Genomic DNA, 20,569 nt, shown 5'->3' with positions numbered 1-20,569 from the left:
CCCGGGCCCCGGCGTGTGAACAGAGTGGCACGGGACACTACGGAGCGCATTTCACCCTCCCCCCGGTTTCACCCCGGTTTCACTCCGCTTTCACCCCGGCACGACGGTGTCGTCGTCCCCGATGCGCACGAGCGCGAGGGTGATGTTGTCGGGGCCGCCGGCCTCGATGGCCGCCTTCCACAGTTCGAAGGCGGCCCGGCCGTCGTCGGCGGTGCGCAGCACGCTCCCGATCACGTCCTCGGGCACCGGGTCGGTCAGGCCGTCGCTGCACACCAGGTAGCGGTCCGCGCCGGCCGTCGGGAAGGCGGCCAGGTGCGGTACGACGGGGCTGGGGGCGCGGCTGCCGCCGAGGGTCTGGGTGACGACGGAGGTGGTGCGCCGTCCCGGGGGCAGCGGCGGGCTGTCGTCCACGCTGACCTGGCGCAGGCCGCCCTCGGGGTCCACCTCGAACACCCTGCTGTCGCCCACGTTGAACGCCAGCAGGGATTCCGCGAGGACGAGGACCCCGGCGACAGTGGTGCCCATGGCCGTGAGGTCGGGCCTGCCCTCGGCGGCCGCGTACACGGCGCGGTTGCCGGCTTCGAGCGCTTCGCGCAGGGCCTCCTCGCCGTCGAGGGCGTGTCCGAGCGCGGAGAGCCGGCGGACGACGAGTTCGCTGGCCACTTCCCCGGCCGGCTGCCCGCCGAGTCCGTCGGCCACGGCGACCACGAGCGGTCTGCCGCGCGGGAAGATGAGGGTCTGCGGGTTGTCGGTGGCGGTTCCGCACAGCGTCCAGGGACCGACGGCGAGACTGTCCTCGTTGTGCTCGCGCACCAGCCCGACGTGGCTCAGGGCGGTTACGGCTATGTACGGCACCTCGGTCGCCTCCCCTCCCAGCGTGCGGCATGCCGTCGGCGGTCGCACGCTGGCCTGGGAAGGGGTTTCCAGGAAGGGTTTCGGCGATGTTCGCGAGGCTGAGCACGTACCAGGGGTCACCGGTTCCTCCGGAGGGAGACCTGTCCGTGCATTCGGAGGAGATCGTCAAGCAGGTGGAGGAGGTCGCGGGATACCTCGGGGTCTACTACCTCGTCGACAGGGCCACGGGGAAGGCCGTGACGCTGACGCTGTGGGAGGACGAGGCGACGATGCGGGCGAGCGAGGAGGCCGCCGCCCGCATCCGCGAGGAGACCGCGCAGCGCCAGGGCCAGCGCGTCGTCTCGGTGGACGGCTACGAGGTGGGCTTCAGCAGCACGAAGCACTGAGGTGGCCGCGGCGGGGCCTGGGCCCGGGCTCAGACCCGGGCTCAGACCCGGGCTCGGGCTCAGACCCCGTACCGCGCCTCGATCCCGGCGATCACCAGGCGCACCCCTTCCTCGAAGCCTTCCTCGAAGCCCTGGAAGAGGTCGGCGCCCGCGGCCGCCGCGAGGGGGAAGTCGGCCATGCGGGCGGCGCGTTCCTCGACGTCGAAGCCCTCGCGGCGCTCGCCCGGGAGCGGCTGGACGCCCTGTTCCTCGGTGACGTGGCCGAGGGTGAAGAGGAAGGCCGTGGACAGGGCGCGTACGGCCTGCGAGAGCTCGAACCCGGCCTCGACGCAGGCCCGCAGGGTGGTCTCCAGCGCCGCCGCGTGTTCGGTGCCGGTGAAGCGGGAGCCGCTGAACACCTTCGCGCCGTCCCGGTAGCCGAGCAGGGTCCGGCGCAGGTCCCGCTGCGCCGACAGGAGCCGCTCCTGCCAGGTGGCGCCCGCAGGGAGTTCCGCGCCCGCGGCCATGCGCCGGTACATCTCCGTCGCCATCTCGTCGAGCAGGGCCTGCTTGTTCTTGAAGTGCCAGTACAGGGCGGGGGCCTGGACGTTCAGCTCCTTGGCGATCGCCCGGAGCGTGAGCCCGTCGAGACCGACCTCGTTGAGGAGCCTCAGGGCGGTCTCGACGACCTGCTTCTTGTCCAGCTTGGGGGATCTCCGGGTAGCCACGCTTGACAGTTTAACGCCGTTAAGTGCAAGCTCCGACCCATGGAACTTAACAACGTTAAGGACGCGGCAGACATGACGGACGTCCTCATCGTCGGGGCCGGCCCCACCGGGCTCGCCCTCGCCATCGACCTCACCCGGCGCGGGGTGCGCGCCCTCGTCGTGGAGCGCGCCGACCGGCTCTTCCCCGGCTCGCGCGGCAAGGGGCTGCAGCCCCGCACCCTGGAGATCTTCGACGACCTCGGCGTGCTCGACGCGGTCCGCGCGTCGGCCGGTCCTTACCCGATCGGGGTGATCTGGCAGGACGGGCAGCGCAAGGGCGAGCGGCGGATGTCCGACGCGACCGAGGCGACGGAGGCGGCCCCGTACAACGAGCCGTGGATGCTGCCGCAGTGGCGCACGCAGGAGATCCTCCGCGCGCGGCTGGAGGAGCTCGGCGGCGAGGTCGTGTTCGGGCGGGAACTGGTGGGCATCGCGCAGGACCCGGACGGGGTGAGCGCCTCCTTCGCGACGGGCGCGCCGGTGCGGGCCCGCTACGCCGTCGCCGGCGACGGCGGCCGCTCCACGGTGCGGCGCGCGCTCGGCATCGGCATGACCGGCGAGAGCGTGGACCCGAACCCGATGCTGGTGGCGGACGTACGCATCACCGGACTCGACCGCGACGTCATCCACATGTTCCCGCCCACCGGCACGGAGGGCTTCCTCGCGGTCTTCCCGCTGGCCGGGACGGAGGACTTCCAGGTAGCGGCCCAGTTCCCGGAGGGCACGGACGCCGACCTCACCCTCGACGGCATCCGCAGGGTCGTCGCCGCCCGTACGCACCTCTCCCCCGAGGCCGTCACCGAGGTGCGCTGGGCCTCGGACTTCCGGCCGCGTGCGGCGCTGGCCGACCGGTTCCGCGAGGGCCGCGTCTTCCTCGCGGGCGACGCCGCGCACATCCACTCCCCGGCGGGCGGCCAGGGCCTCAACACCAGCGTCCAGGACGCGTACAACCTGGGCTGGAAGCTGGGCGCGGTCCTGCGCGGCGGGGCCGACCCGTCCCTCCTCGACACCTACGAGGAGGAGCGCCTGCCCAACGCCGCCGCGATGCTGGGGCTGACCACGCGGGTGCACCGCGGCGAGGTCCGCCGCGGCGCGGCCACCCACCAGCTCGGCCTGGGCTACCGCAGCTCCTCGCTCACCGTGGAGACCCGGGAGGGGCTGCCGCAGGACGCACTCCACGCCGGCGACCGCGCCCCGGACGGCGCCCACGCCGGCCGCCGCCTCTTCGACGCCTTCCGCGGCCCGCACTGGACCCTCCTCACGGTCGGCACCGACACCCCCCTGCCGACCCTCGCCACCCCCGCCACGGTCCGCACCCTCCGCATCCCCCCGTACGAGGCCTACGGCCAAGGCATCTTCCTCATCCGCCCCGACGGCTACATAGCCTGGGCCGGCACCACAACCACGGGCCTGACCACACACGCCACAACCCTGGGCCTCGCCTGACCCTCTGCCAGGCCGTCCGTACGGCGCTCCGCGCACCGTGGTGCGGAACGCCGTACGCGGTTCATGTCTCGCGTGTTCAGAAGATGTTGGTGATGGTGGTGTCCCAGCCGCCCCATCCGACGAGGTCGGGGGTCTGGTGGGTGGTGGTGTGTCCGCCGGGCGCCGGCGGGAGGGCCGCGCATGAGAGGCTCGGCGGTCAACTCGCCGCGCCCGAAGGGTCGCTCGCCTTGACGGACGTCATACCGCCGCCGGTCCACCTCCACGCGGTGGTGGATGCGCTCGCCGCGAACCCCGCGCTGCCGCCCGAGCTCGTCCGCCGCCCTTTCGCCTACCGCTAGGGCCGTGGCAGCGTCGCCAAGCGCGGCGACCTGACCGCGGGCGACGGACCCGAAGGTACGGGCGGCGCTCGCGCGGTGGTGGACGCCGGCCCCCGAACCGGTGCGGCGGCTCCTGCCGGGCGAGCGCCTGCGCGAGGTACTACGCACGGCTGCCCCGTCCCGTACCGCCTGCCGACCTGCTCCCGGCGTTGCCGGCGGACCCGGTCACGCGCGCCGGGGCGGTGCGCCACTGCGCGCTGGATGCCGACACGGCCCGTTGGCTGGCCGAGGACCCGGACGAGGAAGTGCGCGGGCAGCTCGCCGAGCGGCCCGACCTCCCGTCGTCGCTGCGCGACGCCCTCGCCGGTCGCGGTCCGCGTCTTCGCCCGTCAGGACACCCCCGAGTCGACCCGCGCCGCGATCCACGCGCGGATCCTGTCGGACGTGCCGCCGCTGGTCTGGCTCACCGATCTCCCGGATCTGGACGCCTCGACCGGGGCCGCCGTCCGGAGAGGGGGATCCGGTGGCGGCCGGCCACCGATCCCGACCCGAGGATGCGGGAGCTGCGACCTGACGCGGCTACCGGCCGATCCGTCGGAAAGGGTCGCGCGCGCCGCCGCCGGTCATCCCGACCTGCCGCGCGCGCAGATGGAGCGGATCCTCGCGCTGGCCGGGCTGTGAGGGGCGGGGCGGGCCGGGAGCCCGGGGGAGGGCTCGTACGTATGTGCTGGTGCGCCGGAGGGAGGTTTGGGTTGCAGGGGAAATCGAACAGGTGGCCTAATTTGGGTATGGCGCGCATCGACTTTCCCGACGATCTTCTGACCACACAGACCCGAGTGATCAGGGTCTACGAGGCGCTGGCGCAGCGGGGGCGCGGCGGTTCCACGGTGCTGCGGCGCGAGCTGGCGCGGGAGCTGCGGCTGCTGTATTCGCACCCCTACTGGTCCGACAGCGCCCACTCCTACGCCGATCTGGTGGAGCTGCGCCGCGCCGCGAGGGCCTGCGCGTGGCGGGAGGCGGCGTGAGGGGTGCCGGCCGTCAGGCCGTGGCGGGCGTGCCGGGCGTGCCCGGCGTGGCGGGCGTGCCGGGCGTGCCCGGCGTGGTGGTGCGTCGCGTCAGCAGGGCGGAGATGAGCAGGCCCAGCGCCAGGCAGACCGCCGCGAGCCCCCACAGCATCAGGTGGAACGCGGAGTCGTCGGAGCGGGAGGCGGTAAGGGTGGTGAACACGGATCCGTAGAGGGCGACCGCGACCGCCTCGCTGCCGAGCCGCAGCGTGTTGAGGAAGCCGGCGGCCATGCCCGCCTTCGCGGGGTCGACCAGTTCCAGGGCCTGCCCGTCGACCAGTCCGGCGGCGAGGGCCATGCCCGCACCGGTGACCACCATCGGCATCGCCACGACGGCGACGGACACGTCGGGCCCGAAGAGGGTGAGGGCGGCGTCGCCGACGACGAGGGCGCCCAGGCTGACGTGGATGATGGCGAGGGCGGGGACGCCGCGGGTCACCAGCTTGGCGGCGAGCAGCGGGAACACCAGCATCGGCGCGGTGAGCAGCACCATCAGCAGCCCTGCGGCGCCGGTGCCGCGTCCGGTCACGGTGGTGAGGTAGCTCGGCAGGTAGGTGAGCAGCGTGACGAAGCCGAACGAGCCGGCCACGGGCACCAGGCAGAGCGCGACGAACCGGCGGTCGCGCAGCAGGCTCAGGTCGAGGAGGGGGTGGGCGCGGCGCTTCTCGACGGCGGCGAAGAGGAGCAGCGCGGCGATGGCGCCGGCGAAGAGGCCGAGGACGCCCGGGCTCCCCCAGCCCCACTGCGAGCCCTGCACGATCGCCGTGGTCAGCAGCACCATGGCGGTGACGAAGACGGCGCTGCCGGGGACGTCGATCGTCGCGGCGGTGCGCGGTGTCGCGGGTACCGCCCGTGCGATGACCGGTACGGCGAGCAGTACGACCGCGAGCGCCACCGCGTGCAGGGCGAACACCCAGCGCCAGCTGACCGCCTGGAGCAGCGCGCCGGACAGCGAGGGCCCGATGGCGACTCCCATGCCGGCGACGGTGCCGAACAGTGCGAACGCCTTGGCGCGCCGCGGGCCCTCGTACACCGTGGACAGGATCGCGGCGCCGCAGGAGAAGATCGCGGCGCCGCCGATGCCGGCGAGGGCGCGGGCCGCGTCCAGCAGGAGCGCGCCGGGGGCGAGGGCGCTGGCAAGCGAGGCGACGGCGTAGACGGCGGCGCCGGCCGTGAACGCCCTGGCCCGGCCGACGATGTCGGCGATCGAGCCCCAGACGAGGGTGAAGCAGGCGAAGGCGACGTTGAAGGCGTTCACCACCCACTGCAACGGGGCCTGGCCGGCATGGGTGTCGGCGCCGATGCCGGGCAGCGCGACGGCGGTGCCCGAGATGGACATGGGGACGACGAAGACCGCCAGCAGGATGACGGCGAGCGGCAGCAGGGGCGGCAGCAGGGGTGGTGGGGTCGATGCCGCCGGTGCCTGCCGTGCGGGTGCGGGTGCGGGTGCGGGTGCGGGCTGTGTGGATGGTTCGGGCATGGCGGAGAGACCCCCTGAGAGGTGGGACGGTGAGCGATGAGGTTCTAACAAGATCGAACCTGACTCTGGCACGCCCCAGAGGTACGATGCAAGTAGAACCTGACGGATCCAGCTGGAGGAGCGAGCCCGTGCCCGACGAGGAAGGCCACCCCCGGCCCGACGAAATGGATCTGCGCACGGTCCTGCACGCGCTCGCCGACCCGCTGCGCTTCGCGGTGATCGCCCAGTTCCTGCGCGAGCCCGAAGACACCCCTCACACCTGCGCCTACTTCCGGTTGCCGGTCTCGAAGTCGACGACCTCGCACCACTTCAAGGCGATGCGCGAGGCGGGCCTGCTCCGCATGGTCGACCACGGCAACAGCCGTTCGGCGACGCTGCGCGCGCGGGAACTCGACGCCCGTTTCCCGGGGTTGCTCGACCTGGTGCGCGCCGAGGGTCCGGCGGCAGAATGAGGCGATGACCGGTCGGTACACCGAGGAGGAGCCCATGGCATCGCCGGGCGGCATGTCCGTCACGCACCAGTTGGCGCGGTACACCTGGTCCGACAAGGAGACGGCCGCGTACGAGGCCGCGATCGAAGCGGTGAACGGAGCCGTCGGCGCCTACAGCGCCCTCATCGCCGCCGAGGAGCGCGGGCCGGGCGCCGACCCGAGCGTCATCGCCGGGGCCCGCTCCGCCCAGTCCCGGCTCGCCCGCGAGCGCGAGGGCTTGCGCTCCACCGACCACGGCCAGATCGCCGGGGCGCGCGCCCACTACGCGCGGCTGGCCCTCGACGTCCTGGCGCGCATCGCGTGATCGACGCGGGAGAGATCGAGCGCCATCGGCTCCCGGTGGACGAGAACCGGAGGATCTTCCGGGAGCGCATCGTCCCCGATCTGCTGGAGGGGCGCCTCGGCCAGACGCCCCCGACGGTCGTCTTTCTGGTCGGGCAGCCCGGCGCCGGCAAGAGCCGGGTCACCGAGCTGGTGGCCGCCGTACTGAACCGCAACGGCGGCTTCGTGGACGTCGACAGCGACCTGTACAAGCCCTACCACCCCGCCTACGCCGCGCTGCTGGCGCGGGACGACACCCTGATGGCCGCCTACACGCGCGCGGACGGGCGGGCCTGGATGGCGCGGGCCGAGGAGTACGTCCGCGCCCGCGCTCTGCACGCCGTCATCCAGGAGACCTCGCAGAACGCGGGGGCCGTGGCCGACAAGATGCGCGCCTACCGGCGGAGCGGTGCGCGCGTCGAGGGCCTGTTCCTGGGCGTTCCGCGGGCGATGAGCAACCAGGGCATCCGCCACCGGTACGTCGAACAACTGGCCGACCGGGGGCAGGGACGGCTGACCGTCCAGGCCAATGCCGACGAGTCCTACACCGGGATCCTCGCCCTGGCGGAGCTCGTCGACCGCGAGGCGCTCGTGGACCTGGCGGGCGTGTACCGGCGGGGCGAGGCCCGGCCCCGCTACAGCAACTCCCTGGACAGCCGCGGACGCTGGTCGAGCCCGCCGCGGCTGGCCCGGGCCATCGAAACGGAGCGGGCACGCCCCTGGACGGCGACGGAGGCCGGCAGCTTCAACGCCACCCGATCGGAACTCCGCAAGGCGGGCGGCGCGTTCGGGGCCGACCGGCCGTAGATGCGCGGGAGGCGGGTGCGAGGGTGCGCGGGTGCTCACGCCGGGTCCGCCGGAGCTCGCCTGTCCTCGACGTGGACGACGCGCAGCTCGGTGCAGTCCTGACGACCCCTCCCGTTGGCGGCTACTCCGCGGCCGAGCGCGCCGGGGGCTTCGGCGGCAGGTCGGCGTGCGTGACCGTGTAGCCGCCCTTGGTGACCGGGGCGTACGGGGCGGGGGCCATGCAGGTGCCGACCGTGGCCTCCTCGGTGGGGGCGTCCGTGTCCGGCAGCAGGTTCACCCCGTTCCAGGAGAACCCCACGCGGTCGGCGGAGCGGCCGCCCGCGTCCCGGCCGCCGTCGTAGACGCTGAATCCGAGCCGGCGCCCGACGTCGGGCGGTCCGCCGGCGCTCACCTCGGTGATGACCGCCGTCAGCGTCGCGGTGCCCGGCCCGGTGACCAGGCAGTCCACGCTTCCCTTCGAGGTGTACGTGATGTCGCGCTCGGCCGAGTAGTGGGAGACCACGACCGTGCCGCGCGCGTCGGTGGGCAGCCCCTCGGGGATGCCGGGCAGCGGCCGGCTGTAGGGGACGGCGCGGGCGTCGAAGGTGAACGAGCGGACGTCGTCGTCCTTGTAGTGCGGGAGCCGGAATTCGGCGCTTCCGACGACGCTCGCGCGGACCGACCTCCCCTGCGCGTCCTGCCCGTCCCGCGGGACGGCGACCGCCGAGCCGGACAGGGCGAGCCCCGCGGCGAGTGCGACCAGGACGGCCGTGCCCCTGCCTCTGAACGGTAATGACGTCACGGTGATCTCCTGTTTTCCCGAGCCCGACGGCCCGCACGTGTGTGGTGGGCGACGGGCTCCATCCTGGGCGTTCGCGCCGTCCCGGCCATCACCCTCCGGGCTGGACGTCGCGGCGTCCGATCGCGACGTGCGAGGGAGCGGACGTCAACCTCGGGTAGTACGCGGCGCGTTCGCCGGGGCCGGCGGCTCGGGCGACGGGTGGCCTTCCGGGTCCGAAGGCCCCTGGAGGGTCCAGGCCGAGTCGTGGCGGGTGAAGCCGATGTGCGGGTAGTAGTCGACCGCGGCCGGGGCGGCGAGCAGGATCAGGGTCGCCTGCGGGGCGGCCTCCCCGGTGGCCCGTACGAGGTCGCGTCCCACGCCCCGGCCCTGGTGGGAGGCGTCCACGGCGAGGTCGGAGAGGTACGTCGCGTAGGCGCCGTCGGTGATCGCCCGGGAGATGCCGATGAGCCGGCCGTCCTCGTCACGGGCGACGACGACCAGGTTGGCGCCGGCCAGCATGCGGGCGAACCGCTCCACGTCGGCGACGGGGCGGCGCTCGGCGAGGGTGGACGCCCGGTAGAGGGCGAGGACTTCTTCCACGTCCAGTTCGGCGCCGGCCACCTGTTCACACGTCCACATGCGCGAGCGCTCCCCGTATCCCGACCCATTTATGCACTAGTTCAAACTTGTTTTTTATATATTACATTATGGCCACTGGGGGTCACGCGCCCTCGTCGTAGGTTCCCGCCTCCACTTCGAGGGCGAGCTGCTGGAGCACCTCGATCGAGGTGATGTCGTCGCGGCCGTCGTCGTGCGTGATCGCGAGGCTGGTGAAGGCCAGGCTGAATCCGGCGACCATCGCGTGCAGGGCCGGCCCGAGCGCCTCCGCGACGAGGCGGGCCACCTGCTGCGGGGAGGCGTCGGCCGGGACGCTGATCGAGGGCAGCATCTCGTTCAACAGCTGGGTGACGACGCCCGCTTCGGTGTCGGGACCGTCGTCGTCCTCGCCGGCCTCGGCTGCCCGGCGGATCTCCTGGGCCTCGGTGAGGATGCCGATGACTCGCTTGAGAACCTCTGCGCGTTCCATCCTGGGAGCGTAGCCCCCGCCCCTCGGGGGCGGGGGCGCCCGGAGGCCGCACGCTCGCGTGCCGGTCGGGCCCGGAGGAGACGGCCCGGGCCCGGCCTAAGCCGTCTGCGGGCGGGGCCGGTCGAGGAAGGCGAGTACGGCGCGCTTCTCGGGGAGGTAGACCTCGGGCAGGTCGATCTCCGGCAGGGTGATCTCCCCCTGGCGGACGAAGCCGAGACGGTTCAGCAGCGCGAGCGCCTTGGCGTTGCGGGCGTCCGGCTCGGCCACCGCGCGCCGGATCGCCGGGTCGCGGAAGGCGAAGCGGGTGAGCGACCCGACCAGGGTGCGGCTGAAACCGGGGATGGGCCGGCCGTCGACCGGGGCCAGCATCAGGTGGATGCCGATGTCGCCCTCCCGGACCTCGTAGCACTCGCTGACGCGGTCCTCGGCGGGCTGGTACGTCTGGAACAGCGCCACCGGCTCGTCGTCCAGCCGGACCATGTAGGCGTGATGGGTGTCGCGGCGCTCCACGTCCTCGTAGATCTCCTGGACCACTTCACGGCTCACGCCGTTCATGCCCCAGAATTCCGCGCGCTCCTCGACGACCCAGGCGTGCAGTACGGCGGAGTCCGCCACGGGATCGACGGGGGTGAAGCGGACGGTGCCGAAGCCTTCGACGGCCTCGGCGTAGACGTCCGTGCGCGACGGCACGAGGACGGTGGAGTCGGGTCTCATGCGGTGTTCGTTCCTTCGGGAGGGGCCGGCGAGCGCCGGCGGAGGCCGAATTTCATTAGGTAAGGCTGTCCTAATATAGAGCCTCCGAAGGGGCGGCGGATCGTCACACATATGTCCGGATTGAGCAACACGCTCTGATTAAGTGGCTTTTGGTGGTGATGGGGGGCCAGAGTGTGGCTCCCCGGCAGGACGCCGGGACGTTCGTTGCAGTTGAAGGGGTCATCTCCATGTCTGCTTCTCTCACCACCCGTCGCGCCCTCGCCGCGGTCCTGGCCGCCGGCGCCCTGATCGGCGCCGCCGCGATGCCGGCCGCCGCCGACGGCCACGGCCGCGACAACGGCCGCGACAACGGCCGCAACCACCTGCGCGACCACGACCACGGCCGCGACAACGGGCGCGACAACGGCCGCGATCACGGGCGCGGGCGCGACAACGGGCGCGACAACGGGCGGGACCACCGGGCGCCCTCCTCGATCGCCATCGGCGAGGTCCAGAGCGAGGACGGCGGGCGCGGCGACCGCTCCGGCCGCGCCCTGAACCGGGAATGGGTCGAGGTGAAGAACACCGGCCGCCACGCCGTCAACCTGCGCGGCTACACGCTCACGGACGAGCAGGGCAACCGCTACCGCTTCCCGGACTTCCGCCTGGACGGCCGCTCCAGCGTCAAGGTCCACACCGGCCAGGGCCGCGACACCCACCACGACCTCTACCAGGACCGCCGCCGGCAGGTGTGGGACGACAGCGACACCGCCACCCTCCGCGACGGCCGCGGCAACGTCGTCGACACCGAGTCCTGGGGTCGCCGCGGCCACCACCACCACAACAACGGCTGACCGGCACCGCGAAGACACAGCGAAGGCACAGCGAACGGCGCGCCCCGGCCTCCTGGCCGGGGCGCGCCGCGTCGGCGGGGTCACGCGGACCGAAGGGCCTGCCGGGCGCGGTAGCGCTTCATGAACACGAACATCCGCTGGACGGCGAGGATCGGGACGACCCAGTTGCAGACGACGCCGAGCGCGGTGTTGCCGGGCGCCTGCGAGGCGACGAAATGGGCGAGGGTCATCAGGGCGAAGACGCCTCCCCAGACCGCGGAGAAGAGCCGGTTGGTCTTCTTGAACTGCGGGGAGTCCCAGACGATACGGGGCGCCTCCTCGCGGGCGTACTGCTCGGTGAAGGGCATGAACGGCAGGGTCACCAGGATCAGGAAGGCCAGGGCGCCGGTGGCGACGGTGCGGCCGTGGTCGGTGACGAAGGCCTGGGCCGCGTGGCCGCCGGCGAAGGCGAGGACGCAGAGCGCGGCGAAGGTCACGACGCCCATGGCGTCCAGCAGTTTGGGACGGCCGGCGCGTATCGAGGGGACCGCGGCGGCCAGGGCGACGAGGGCGGCCAGGGCGGCGGACCACTGGGCGGCGACGCCGTTGCCGGCGGCCAGGGTGAAGACGATCCACGGGGCCAGGCTGAGGAGGGGGTTGGACTTCATGTCTTCGCCGTCTCTTTCCGGAGGGGCGGGGTGTCCCTCGCCATGACATTCCAATGTTGACAGGTCGAACTTAGAACCTCCTCACTCGACCTGTCAAGAGTGGAAGGTCAGGGGTACAGTGGTGACCATGAGCCTTCGCCACGCACTCCTCGGGCTGCTGTCCGACCGGCCGTCCAGCGGCTACGACCTGATGAAGCTGTTCGACACCACGCTCGCCAACGTCTGGCGCGCCACCCAGAGTCAGGTCTACGGGGAACTGACCCGGATGACCGACGCCGGCCTCATCGACGTCTCCGCCGAAGGCCCCCGGGGCCGCAAGGAGTACTCGCTCCGCCCCGAGGGGCGCGCCGAACTCCAGCGCTGGCTGACCACGCCCGCCCAGCCGCAGCCGCTGCGCAGCGAATGGATGCTGCGGGTGTTCTTCCTCGGCCTGTTGCCCTCCGCGCAGGCGCGCGAGCAGCTCGCGCGGATCGCCGAGGAGGAGGACGAGCAGATCGCGGAGCTGGAGAAACTCCTCGGCTCGCGCGAGTGGACGGGTGACCGGCTGTCCGTCTCCGGGCGCCTGGTGCTGGAGTACGGCCTCCGGGGCAGCGCGATGAAGCGGGAGTGGGCCCGCTGGGCCCTGGACCAGATCCCGGCGGGCCGCGAGCGCTAGCGCGAGCGGGTCGGCCAGCGGGTCAACGGGCGGGCCGGCGGGCGGGGTCAGCGGGCGGGTCAGCGGGTCAGCGGCGGGCCGTGCGGTGTTCGTACACCGAGAGGGACAGCGCCTTCATCGCCGAGTGGGCGCTCTCGGTGTCGTGGCCCTCGTCGATGGCCTCCAGCGCGGCCGCCGCGGAGACCCGTACTGGCAGGGGCAGGCCCTCGTGGGCGGCGATCCGGTAGGCGACGGTGCGGCGGGCGTCGCGCTCCTCGTCGCTCACCCCGTCCGGGGTGAGCGGGAAGGCCGCCGCCTGGTACGTCGCGATGCCGACGAGGACCGCGTCGGCGATGCCCTGCGCGTACCCGTCGCCGCCGACGGCGTCGGTGGCGTCCGGCCGCAGGAAGGCCAGCACCTGCCGCCGGGCGAGGAACGAGCCGGTCCCCGCGCCCAGTCCGGCCGCGGCCGCGGCGACCAGGGCCGTGATCCAGCCGCCCCAGAGCACCCCGAGGCAGCCGCCGCCCACCGTCCCGCACACCACCAGCACGAAGGTGATCATCAGGTGGAGGCGCTGGGCGAGCGTGGACGTCATGTCCAGCAGTATGCACAGCGCCTAGTGCTGTGACCGGAAAGGTTCACCGGGGCGCGACGCCCGGCACGGCACCTCGCCGCGTTGTCGGACCGGGCAGGTACGTCCAGTGCGAGCCTCGGCCCTCCGCCTTGCGATGCACCGCACCGGACGCCGCGCCCCGGCAAACCTCCCCGGCCACAGCACTAGCGCGGTGTGGTGGCGGTGGGCGTGAACGGGCCGCCGTGCCCGGGGACGATCAGGTCCGCGGCGGCGAGCACCCGCTCGCGGGAGGCGCGCAGGAGGTCGCGGTCGGGGGCGACGGGGTCGTCGGCCGGGCCGTCCGCGTGCCACCACAGGTCGCCGGCGAAGGCGACCACGCCCGAGTCCGTGCCGGCCAGCAGCGTGATGTCCTCCGGGCTGTGGCCCGGGGTGCGGATCAGCCGGAGCGACGGGGTGAGTTCGTACCCCTCGGCGTCCCGGTTGGTCCAGTGGTCGCCCGCGTACTCCACCCGGTGGTCGTGGACCCGGGCCCGTCCGAACAGGCCCGCGTTCATGGTGTTGTCCGGGTGGTGGTGGCTAAGCACCACGTCGGTGATGTCGTCCGGGCCCAGGCCCAGTTCCGCGAGCGGGCCGAGGATGTCGTCGTGGCTCGCCACCATGCCCGGGTCGAAGATCAGGTGCCGGCCGGCGTCGGACACGTAGGAGACGGTGGCGGCGACCCCGGGGCCGGTGGAGCCCGTGTAGCCGGTGGTCAGGATCGTGTAGGCGGCGCTGCGGCCGGCCGGTGCGTCTGTCATGCCCTCAATTCTGTTGAGGGGGGCGGCACTTCACGAGTGGCACGACTGCCCCTGATCGCAGGATTCGTGCCGCCCCGTGCCAGACTGCTGCGATGTCCGCCCCGATACCCGCCCCAATGGCCGCTCCGGTGCCCGCCGCCGCCCCGCCCTTCGCGACCGTCGCCGCGTACGTCCCGGCCGGCGCCGGCATGCTCGCCGTCGGCATCGTCGCCGAGGTGTTCGGGCCCCACGGGGCGCAGGTGCCCGGATTCGACTTCGCCCTGTGCGCCGACCGGCCCGGCCCGGTGCCCACGGACTGCGGGGTGCCGCTCGCCATCACGCACGGGCTGGACCGGCTCGCCTCCGCCGACCTGCTGATCGCCCTGCCGGGGGCCGGTTTCCGCACACCGCCCGCCCCCGCCGTCCTCGACGCGCTGAGGGCCGCGCACGCGCGCGGCGCCGTCGTCGCCGCGCACTGCGTCGGTACGTTCGCGCTCGCCGCCGCCGGCCTGCTCTCCGGCCGGCGCGCGACGACCCACTGGCGGTTCGCGGAACTGCTGGCCGGCCGGCACCCGGACGTCACGGTCGAGCCCGACGCCCTCTACGTCGACGAGGGGAACGTCGTCACGGGCGCGGGGGCCGCCGCGGGCTTCGACCTGTGCCTGCACCTGCTGCGTCGGGAGCACGGCGCCGCGCTGGCCAACGCCGTCGCCCGGGACATGGTGCTGCCGTCCCACCGGGAGGGCGGACAGGCCCAGTACCTGTCCGCGCCGGTCCCCGAGGACGGCCGGGACGACCGGCTGGCCGAGGTCCTGGCCTGGGCGCGCGAGCACCTCCACGAGCCGCTGCCCGTCACGGAGCTGGCCCGGCGCGCCCTGATGAGCAAACGTTCCTTCGCCCGCCGTTTCACCGCCGCGACCGGCACCACCCCGCACGCCTGGCTGCGGAGCCTGCGGCTGAGCCGGGCCGAGGAGCTGCTGGAGACCACGGGGCTCCCGGTCGAGGAGATCGCCCGCCTGGTCGGGTACGGGAGCGCGGCCGTGCTGCGCGAGCAGTTCGTACGGCGGCGGGGGGTGCCGCCCCGCTCGTACCGGCGCGCCTTCGCCCGTACGCCCTCGTGACGGGCCGGAAGGCCCCCGGCAGCCCCTTCGGCGGACCGGGCACGAGCCCCGCGAGCCGAATCTGCCACTTTCGCCGGGGTATGGGGTAATACAGGCGGTGGCGGACGCTCCGGAAGGCCCGCCGGCGGATCCGAGCAGCAAGGGTGGTTCCGGTGGCCGACAGCGAGCCGACCGCGCCCCTGGACGGGCCAGGGGCCGCGATGCTGGACGCCCTGTTCAGCCAGTCCCTCGTCGGCCTGCACCTACTGGACACCGACCTGCGGGTCGTCCGCGTCAACACCGCCACCCCCGCCATGCGGGACGTACCGGTGGAGGACGTGGTCGGACGCCGTGTGGACCAGGTGTACGGACTGCTCGACGCCGACGAGGTGCTGGCGCTCGTCCGTGGAGTGCTGGACAGCGGCGTGCCCTTGGTGGCACACGTCGTACGGGCGCACCGCCGGAGCCGTCCCGGCCACCAGCACTTCCACGAGATCTCCGTCTTCCGTCTGGAGACGCCGTCCGGGGACGTGCTCGGCCTCGCGGTGGCCGTGGTCGAGGTCACCGAGCGGGAGGAGAGCCGGGCGCGCGAGGTGGTGCTGGAGATGACCCGCGAGCACGTGGGGCGCACCCTCGACGTGCTGGAGACGTGCCAGGAGCTCGTGGACGTCCTGGTACCGCGCGTGGCCGACATCGCGGTCGTCGAGGTCGTCGACGCCCTGCTGCGGGGTGACCATCCTCCGCTGGCTCCCCTGCCGCGGGACGTTCCGCTGCGCCGCGCCGCGTTCCGCGCCGGGACCGACGACAGCGGCACGGACGCCGACGCCCCGCAGGCGCATCCGCTGGGCGACGTACGGGCGCTGCCCGGCCCCACCCCGTACACGCAGGCGCTCTCCGACCTGCGGCCCCGGGCGGTCGCGTCCCTGGACGAGGACCTGCCGTGGCTGGCGGCGGACCCGGCCCGCGCGCGGGCGATCCGCGCGGCGGGGGCCCACACCCTGATCACGGCGCCGCTGACCGTGCGGGACACCGTGCTCGGTCTGATCAGCCTCTACCGGACGCGGCAGAGCGACCCGTACGACGAGGACGACGTCAGCCTGCTGCTCCAGGTGGCCGACCACACGGCGCTGTCCATCGACAACGCCCGCCGCTACACGCGCGAGCACACCATCGCGGCGACCGTCCAGCGCCAGCTGCTCCCCCGGCGTCCCAGCTCGCACCCCGCGCTGGAGACGACGCCCCTGCTGCTGCCCCCCGACAGCGGCGGGCAGTGGTACGACACCATCCCGCTGTCCGGGGCCCGGACGGGACTGGCGGTGGGCGGGGTCGTCGGCCGGGGGCTGCACGCCGCCGCCGTGATGGGGCAGTTGCGTACGGTCGTCCGGTCGCTGGCGGCGTTCGACGTGGAGCCCGACGAACTCCTCGCGCGGCTGAACGACACGGCGACGTTCCTGGCGGCCGAGCGGGCGACCCTGCCGACCGCCGACCCCCTGCACCGGCAGGCGCTCGCCGCGCGCTTCGCGTACGCCGTCTACGATCCGCTGACCCTCACCTGCACGGTCGCGGGGGCCGGCTCCCCGAGCCTGGTCGTCGTCCACGCCGACGGGGGCACCGAGGTCCGGAACGTGCCGGCCGGGTCCCTGCTGGGCAGCGAAGACAAGACGCCCTTCGCCGCGACGGCCTTCACGGTCCCGGAGGACAGTCTGCTGATCCTCTCCGACACCCCGCTGCCGGCCCTGGTGGCGTCCGGCGACGCGGACGCGCTGCGCCGGCTGGCCGAGCGCCGCGGCCGCCCGCTGGAGGACCTGCGCGACGACGTCCTGTACGCGCTCGCCGGCACCGCGGAGCCGGGCCCGACCGCGCTGCTGCTGATCCGCACCCACCCCTTCCCCGCCGACCGGGTGGGCGTCTGGCCGCTCCCGGACACCCCGACGGTAGTCGCCACCGCCCGGCGCCTGGTCCGCGACCGGCTCGCCGACTGGGGGGTGGAGCGGGAGACGGCCCACGACACCGAACTCATCGTCAGCGAGCTGGTCACCAACGCGGTGCGCTACGGGAGCCCGCCGCTGGAGCTGCGCGTCATCAACGACCGGGCGCTCACCTGCGAGGTCCGGGACGGCAGCGCGTCCACCCCGCGGCTGCGCCACGCGAGCGTCGTCGACGAGGGCGGCCGCGGGCTGTTCATCGTCGCCCAGCTCGCCCAGGCCTGGGGCACCCGCTACACCCCCGAAGGCAAGATCATCTGGACCGAACAGGGCCCGCCCCCGGGCTGATCCCGGGCCGATCCAGGGCTGACCGCGGGCGGCGCCCGCCGGACGGCCCGGCGCCGGGGGCGGGAGGGGCGCGTGTGACCATGGCCCCTTTGGCAGATCCGCATCACATGGGGGGACCATGCGCACCCGTACCCGTACCCGTACCACCACCGCCGCGGCCGGCCGGGGCGTCGCCGTGGCGCTCGCGGCCGCGCTCGCGCTGGCCGGCTGCACCGCCTCGTCCGGCGACGGTCCGCAGGGGAAGGGCAGCGGCTCCCCCGCCTCCGCCCCGGCGGCGCCCGCGCGGGGCGGAGGCTCCGGGTACGAGGGGCCCAGGCCGCAGGACCAGAACCTGCTGGCGTGGACGGGCGACCCGAACGACGCGGGGCACGTCACCGCCCAGTCCGCCGCCGGGGTCGGCGGCCGCGTCACCCTGGTGCGGATCGTGCTGCGCGAGCAGATCACCTGGTCCAACATCTGGCTGGGGCTGGCCGGCGTCGACCCGAACGCCAAGCTCGCCGACTGCCAACTCGGCGTCTACGACGCCCAGGGCACCCTGCGCGCCTCGACCGCGGACGTCTCGCCGCAGCTGATGACCGAGGCGGTCGCCAAGCCGCTGCCGCTCGCCAAGCCGTTCACCGCCGCCCCCGGCACCTACTTCGTGGCCCTCCTCCTCAACGGCGAATGGACCACCAACGCCCTCACCCTCAAGGCCACCGGCGCCGGGATCTCGGTCAACGCGGGCCTGACCCCGCCGAACCTCCGCTACAGCACGATCCTGACGGGCCAGACCTCCCTGCCGGCCACCGTGAACCTCGCCGAGCAGTCGACGAGCACGATCAACACCGGCTGGGCCAGCCAGTGGTACGGAATCTCCTGAGCCGCTCCGGCCGGGGCGAACAGCCGGGGAAAGGCACCCCGGCGCGGGCCGGAAAGCCCCCGCGGCGGCCTCCCACGGGGCGGCGTCCGCGCGCCCGGCCCGCCCGCGACGCCCGGGGCCACCCGCCGCGCGCAAAGGCGCCCGGGGACGCCCAGAGACCCGTCAAACCCGCTCTGACCTGGGCTTTCTATCCAGGCTCGGTAGAATCGAGGCACCGAGACCAGGGGGGCCACATGGACGACGCGGATCACATCGAGGTGCCGGTGGGGCCGGCGGCCGCGTGGCGCAACACGACGCACGACTGGGCGGGCAGCGTCGACACCGGTCACCTCTCCCGCATCCGCGCCGACGCGGCGGCGTTCGCCCCCGGCGGGCTGCGGCACCTGGTCCTCGAAGTCGTCGCCTACGCGGCCGACGAGGCGGAGTCGAGGGGCGGGGGGCGCTGTACCGTCACCCTCCACGCGGACGGCTCGGTGTCCGTCGCGGACGACGGCCGGGGCACCGACACCCGCTTCGACGACGCCGGGCGGGCGGTGAGGAAGCCGGTGATGGCGACGAAGGACCTCCGGTTCTTCGACCACCCCGAGCCGCCGCCGCTCCCCGACGGCCACCCGCGCCGCGGCATGTCCGTCGTCGCGGCGCTCAGCGCCTGGCTCGTCCACACCAACCGCCGCGCGGGCGGGGCCTGGACCCAGCGCTACGAGTACGGGGTGCCCGCGACCGGCCTGACACCGGTCGCCGACGACGGCACGACCGGGACGCTCGTCCACTTCCGCCCCGCGGAGCCCCTGCCCGCGCCGGGCGCACCGGACGCGCCGGGCGCACCGCGCGGACCGGCCTCCGCCGGGACGGCGGCGTGGGCCGGGAGCTGGCCGTGCCTGTCCGTCGAGGTGGACGACCGCCGGACCGGGGTCAGCCGGCCCCGGCCCCGGCCGCCGCGCGCGGGTCGATCGGGGTGAGGACCCCGAGCCGGTCCTCGACGGCCCGGGCCGCCGCCAGGCACAGGTCCTCGCGGAACGCGCGCCCCACGATCTGGACCCCGGACGGCAGCCCGCCGGCCACTCCGGTCGGGACGGCCACCGAGGGCACGCCGACGAAGCTGGTCACCGTACACAGGCGCATGGCCGAGGCGACCCGGTCGCGCCCCGCCCGGTCGCGGGACTCCAGGCCCGGTTCGACCGGCGGCTCGGTGAAGACCGGGCCGAGCAGCAGGGGGTACGCGTCGAGGAACTCGGCCCACGAGCGGCGGATGTTCAGCCAGGTGCCCATCAGCTTCACGAGCTCGTCGGCGCTCGCGGGCGGGGTGCGCTCCATGGCCATCGCGATGTAGCGGTCCCCGCCCTCGCCGAGCAGGCCGCGCACCACCGGCCAGGTCGGGGCGAACTCGGTCACGGTGATCCGGCCGTACGCCTCCAGGGCCTCGTCCAGTCGCGGGACGTCGGGCACCTCCCGTACGTCGTACCCGGCGTCCCGCAGGGCCTCGGCGGCGGCCTCGACGGCCGCGCGGATCGCGGGGTGGACGCCGTGCCCGCCGGGGTCAGCCACGACGGCGACCTTCACCGGCCCGGGGAGCGGTTCCCCGTAGGCGGGCACCGGTACGGCCCGGGGGTCCCGCGGATCGGTGCCCGCCAGGACCTCGTACGCGAGGCGGAGGTCGGCGACGGTACGGGCCAGCGGGCCGTCGGTGACGAGGAACTGGGACGCCGGGCCGGGGTCGTCCGGGCCGAGGACGCGGTGGTCCGCCGGGAACCGCCCGCTGGTCGGCTTCAGCCCGGCCACGCCGCAGAACTGGGCGGGGATGCGCACCGATCCGCCGGAGTCGTTGCCGAGCCCGAGCGCCGCCATGCCCGTGGCGACGGCGGCCCCGTCGCCGCCGCTGGAGCCGCCGGGGGTCCGGCCGGGGTCCCACGGGTTGACGGTGTCGCCGAACAGTTCGCTGCGCGTGTGCATCCCGGCGAGGATCAGGGTGGGGATGTTGCTGTGCCCGATGGGGACGGCTCCGGCCGCGCGCAGCCGGGCCACCGGGGGCGCGTCGGCCGCTGCGAGGAGGTCGCGGAAGCGCTCCGCGCCGAAGGTGGTCGCCGCGCCTTCGACGGCGGTGCTCTCCTTCACCGTGAACGGCACGCCCGCGAGCGGCCCGAGGGGGTGACCGGCGGCGCGCCGGCGGTCCGTCAGCGCCGCGGCCCCCCGCGCCCGGTCGGCGAAGAGCTGGGTGACCGCGTTGATCCGCGGGTTGACCTCGGCGATGCGCTCCAGGTGACTGTCGAGCAGCTCGACGGCGGACACGTCCCCCGCGCGCACCGCTTCCGCCTGCGCGGTGGCCGGCATCCTCCACAGGTCGTCCCGCATGACGCCCCTCCTTCTCCCGTACACGTGCCCGTTTCCGGATTCCGTTCCGA

At 74.0% G+C, this 20,569-nt stretch carries 23 protein-coding genes and 1 pseudogene; 13 read left to right on the top strand and 11 right to left on the bottom strand.

The annotated features are described in order from the left end of the window. Positions 1 to 90: 90 nt before the first annotated feature. Entirely contained in the window at positions 91 to 855 is a 765-nt protein-coding gene (locus EES41_RS38190; RefSeq protein WP_123083132.1) for a PP2C family serine/threonine-protein phosphatase, read from the bottom strand. A gap of 146 nt (positions 856 to 1,001) precedes the next feature. On the opposite strand from EES41_RS38190, the gene EES41_RS38185 reads away from it, so the two are divergent. Next, entirely contained in the window at positions 1,002 to 1,241 is a 240-nt protein-coding gene (locus EES41_RS38185) for a hypothetical protein (RefSeq protein WP_254211873.1), read from the top strand. A 59-nt stretch (positions 1,242 to 1,300) separates the two neighbouring features. On the opposite strand, the gene EES41_RS38180 is transcribed toward EES41_RS38185, so the two are convergent. Next, positions 1,301 to 1,948, bottom strand: a complete 648-nt coding sequence (locus EES41_RS38180) for a TetR/AcrR family transcriptional regulator C-terminal domain-containing protein (protein ID WP_123083130.1) — start codon at positions 1,946 to 1,948, stop codon at positions 1,301 to 1,303. A 39-nt stretch (positions 1,949 to 1,987) separates the two neighbouring features. Between EES41_RS38180 and EES41_RS38175 the strand changes: the two genes are divergently transcribed. The 3 genes from EES41_RS38175 to EES41_RS38165 all read left to right on the top strand — a co-directional run bounded on the left by EES41_RS38175 (position 1,988) and on the right by EES41_RS38165 (position 4,775). After that, positions 1,988 to 3,433 (top strand): FAD-dependent oxidoreductase, encoded by a 1,446-nt coding sequence (locus EES41_RS38175; RefSeq protein WP_123083129.1) that lies wholly within the window; start codon positions 1,988 to 1,990, stop codon positions 3,431 to 3,433. Between the two features lie 578 nt (positions 3,434 to 4,011). Beyond that, positions 4,012 to 4,431 carry a hypothetical protein gene (locus EES41_RS43515; RefSeq protein WP_254211872.1) on the top strand — a complete coding sequence of 140 codons (420 nt, stop codon included), beginning with the start codon at positions 4,012 to 4,014 and terminating at the stop codon, positions 4,429 to 4,431. A 101-nt stretch (positions 4,432 to 4,532) separates the two neighbouring features. Continuing rightward, positions 4,533 to 4,775 carry a hypothetical protein gene (locus tag EES41_RS38165; protein WP_143196236.1) on the top strand — a complete coding sequence of 81 codons (243 nt, stop codon included), beginning with the start codon at positions 4,533 to 4,535 and terminating at the stop codon, positions 4,773 to 4,775. 13 nt (positions 4,776 to 4,788) lie between these two features. On the opposite strand, the gene EES41_RS38160 is transcribed toward EES41_RS38165, so the two are convergent. After that, positions 4,789 to 6,294: an MFS transporter gene (locus tag EES41_RS38160; protein WP_123083128.1), complete on the bottom strand. Its 1,506-nt coding sequence runs from the start codon at positions 6,292 to 6,294 to the stop codon at positions 4,789 to 4,791. Positions 6,295 to 6,422: 128 nt separating this feature from the next. Between EES41_RS38160 and EES41_RS38155 the strand changes: the two genes are divergently transcribed. The 3 genes from EES41_RS38155 to EES41_RS38145 are packed head-to-tail and all read left to right on the top strand — an operon-like array spanning position 6,423 to position 7,913. Continuing rightward, positions 6,423 to 6,746: a helix-turn-helix transcriptional regulator gene (locus EES41_RS38155; protein WP_123083127.1), complete on the top strand. Its 324-nt coding sequence runs from the start codon at positions 6,423 to 6,425 to the stop codon at positions 6,744 to 6,746. A gap of 4 nt (positions 6,747 to 6,750) precedes the next feature. Then, complete coding sequence (locus tag EES41_RS38150; protein ID WP_123083126.1) at positions 6,751 to 7,089, top strand: hypothetical protein; 339 nt, start codon at positions 6,751 to 6,753, stop codon at positions 7,087 to 7,089. Continuing rightward, positions 7,086 to 7,913 (top strand): zeta toxin family protein, encoded by an 828-nt coding sequence (locus tag EES41_RS38145; protein ID WP_254211871.1) that lies wholly within the window; start codon positions 7,086 to 7,088, stop codon positions 7,911 to 7,913. Before EES41_RS38150 ends, EES41_RS38145 begins: the two co-directional genes overlap by 4 nt. Positions 7,914 to 8,034: 121 nt before the next feature. On the opposite strand, the gene EES41_RS43510 is transcribed toward EES41_RS38145, so the two are convergent. From EES41_RS43510 to EES41_RS38130, 4 genes and pseudogenes are all read right to left on the bottom strand, one after another. Beyond that, positions 8,035 to 8,694, bottom strand: coding sequence for a hypothetical protein (locus EES41_RS43510; protein WP_254211870.1), 660 nt, complete (start codon positions 8,692 to 8,694; stop codon positions 8,035 to 8,037). A 216-nt stretch (positions 8,695 to 8,910) separates the two neighbouring features. Beyond that, a pseudogene (locus tag EES41_RS38140) lies at positions 8,911 to 9,312 on the bottom strand (GNAT family N-acetyltransferase); the annotation flags it as partial. Positions 9,313 to 9,394: 82 nt separating this feature from the next. Beyond that, complete coding sequence (locus EES41_RS38135; protein WP_008740584.1) at positions 9,395 to 9,760, bottom strand: hypothetical protein; 366 nt, start codon at positions 9,758 to 9,760, stop codon at positions 9,395 to 9,397. Between the two features lie 96 nt (positions 9,761 to 9,856). Continuing rightward, positions 9,857 to 10,474 carry a GNAT family N-acetyltransferase gene (locus EES41_RS38130; protein WP_123083124.1) on the bottom strand — a complete coding sequence of 206 codons (618 nt, stop codon included), beginning with the start codon at positions 10,472 to 10,474 and terminating at the stop codon, positions 9,857 to 9,859. A 227-nt stretch (positions 10,475 to 10,701) separates the two neighbouring features. On the opposite strand from EES41_RS38130, the gene EES41_RS38125 reads away from it, so the two are divergent. Further along, entirely contained in the window at positions 10,702 to 11,307 is a 606-nt protein-coding gene (locus tag EES41_RS38125; protein WP_254211869.1) for a lamin tail domain-containing protein, read from the top strand. Between the two features lie 80 nt (positions 11,308 to 11,387). On the opposite strand, the gene EES41_RS38120 is transcribed toward EES41_RS38125, so the two are convergent. Beyond that, positions 11,388 to 11,954: a hypothetical protein gene (locus EES41_RS38120; RefSeq protein ID WP_123083123.1), complete on the bottom strand. Its 567-nt coding sequence runs from the start codon at positions 11,952 to 11,954 to the stop codon at positions 11,388 to 11,390. A 127-nt stretch (positions 11,955 to 12,081) separates the two neighbouring features. Between EES41_RS38120 and EES41_RS38115 the strand changes: the two genes are divergently transcribed. After that, complete coding sequence (locus tag EES41_RS38115; protein WP_123083410.1) at positions 12,082 to 12,609, top strand: PadR family transcriptional regulator; 528 nt, start codon at positions 12,082 to 12,084, stop codon at positions 12,607 to 12,609. Between the two features lie 67 nt (positions 12,610 to 12,676). Here the strand turns inward: EES41_RS38115 and EES41_RS41915 are convergent, their stop codons facing one another. Then, a complete protein-coding gene (locus EES41_RS41915; protein ID WP_164496190.1) occupies positions 12,677 to 13,183 on the bottom strand; it encodes a hypothetical protein in 507 nt (168 codons plus the stop codon). Between the two features lie 182 nt (positions 13,184 to 13,365). Further along, on the bottom strand, positions 13,366 to 13,959 hold the full coding sequence (locus EES41_RS38105; RefSeq protein WP_123083121.1) for an MBL fold metallo-hydrolase: 594 nt from the start codon (positions 13,957 to 13,959) through the stop codon (positions 13,366 to 13,368). A gap of 188 nt (positions 13,960 to 14,147) precedes the next feature. Between EES41_RS38105 and EES41_RS38100 the strand changes: the two genes are divergently transcribed. The 4 genes from EES41_RS38100 (at position 14,148) to EES41_RS38085 (ending at position 19,129) form a co-directional block, all read left to right on the top strand. After that, entirely contained in the window at positions 14,148 to 15,059 is a 912-nt protein-coding gene (locus EES41_RS38100; RefSeq protein WP_123083409.1) for a GlxA family transcriptional regulator, read from the top strand. A gap of 152 nt (positions 15,060 to 15,211) precedes the next feature. Continuing rightward, positions 15,212 to 17,311, top strand: coding sequence for a SpoIIE family protein phosphatase (locus tag EES41_RS38095; RefSeq protein ID WP_254211868.1), 2,100 nt, complete (start codon positions 15,212 to 15,214; stop codon positions 17,309 to 17,311). Positions 17,312 to 17,429: 118 nt separating this feature from the next. After that, positions 17,430 to 18,170 carry a hypothetical protein gene (locus tag EES41_RS38090; RefSeq protein ID WP_123083120.1) on the top strand — a complete coding sequence of 247 codons (741 nt, stop codon included), beginning with the start codon at positions 17,430 to 17,432 and terminating at the stop codon, positions 18,168 to 18,170. A gap of 233 nt (positions 18,171 to 18,403) precedes the next feature. After that, positions 18,404 to 19,129, top strand: a complete 726-nt coding sequence (locus EES41_RS38085; protein WP_123083119.1) for an ATP-binding protein — start codon at positions 18,404 to 18,406, stop codon at positions 19,127 to 19,129. Here EES41_RS38085 and EES41_RS38080 read toward each other — a convergent pair. Further along, complete coding sequence (locus EES41_RS38080; protein ID WP_123083118.1) at positions 19,083 to 20,519, bottom strand: amidase; 1,437 nt, start codon at positions 20,517 to 20,519, stop codon at positions 19,083 to 19,085. The genes EES41_RS38085 and EES41_RS38080 overlap by 47 nt on opposite strands. Between the last annotated feature and the right edge of the window lie 50 nt (positions 20,520 to 20,569).

It is taken from the genome of Streptomyces sp. ADI95-16 (genome assembly GCF_003721495.1).
Taxonomy (GTDB): Bacteria; Actinomycetota; Actinomycetes; order Streptomycetales; family Streptomycetaceae; genus Streptomyces; species Streptomyces goshikiensis.
The sequence above is the reverse complement of the archived record's forward strand: the minus strand, read 5'-3'. Positions and strand labels throughout refer to the sequence as shown.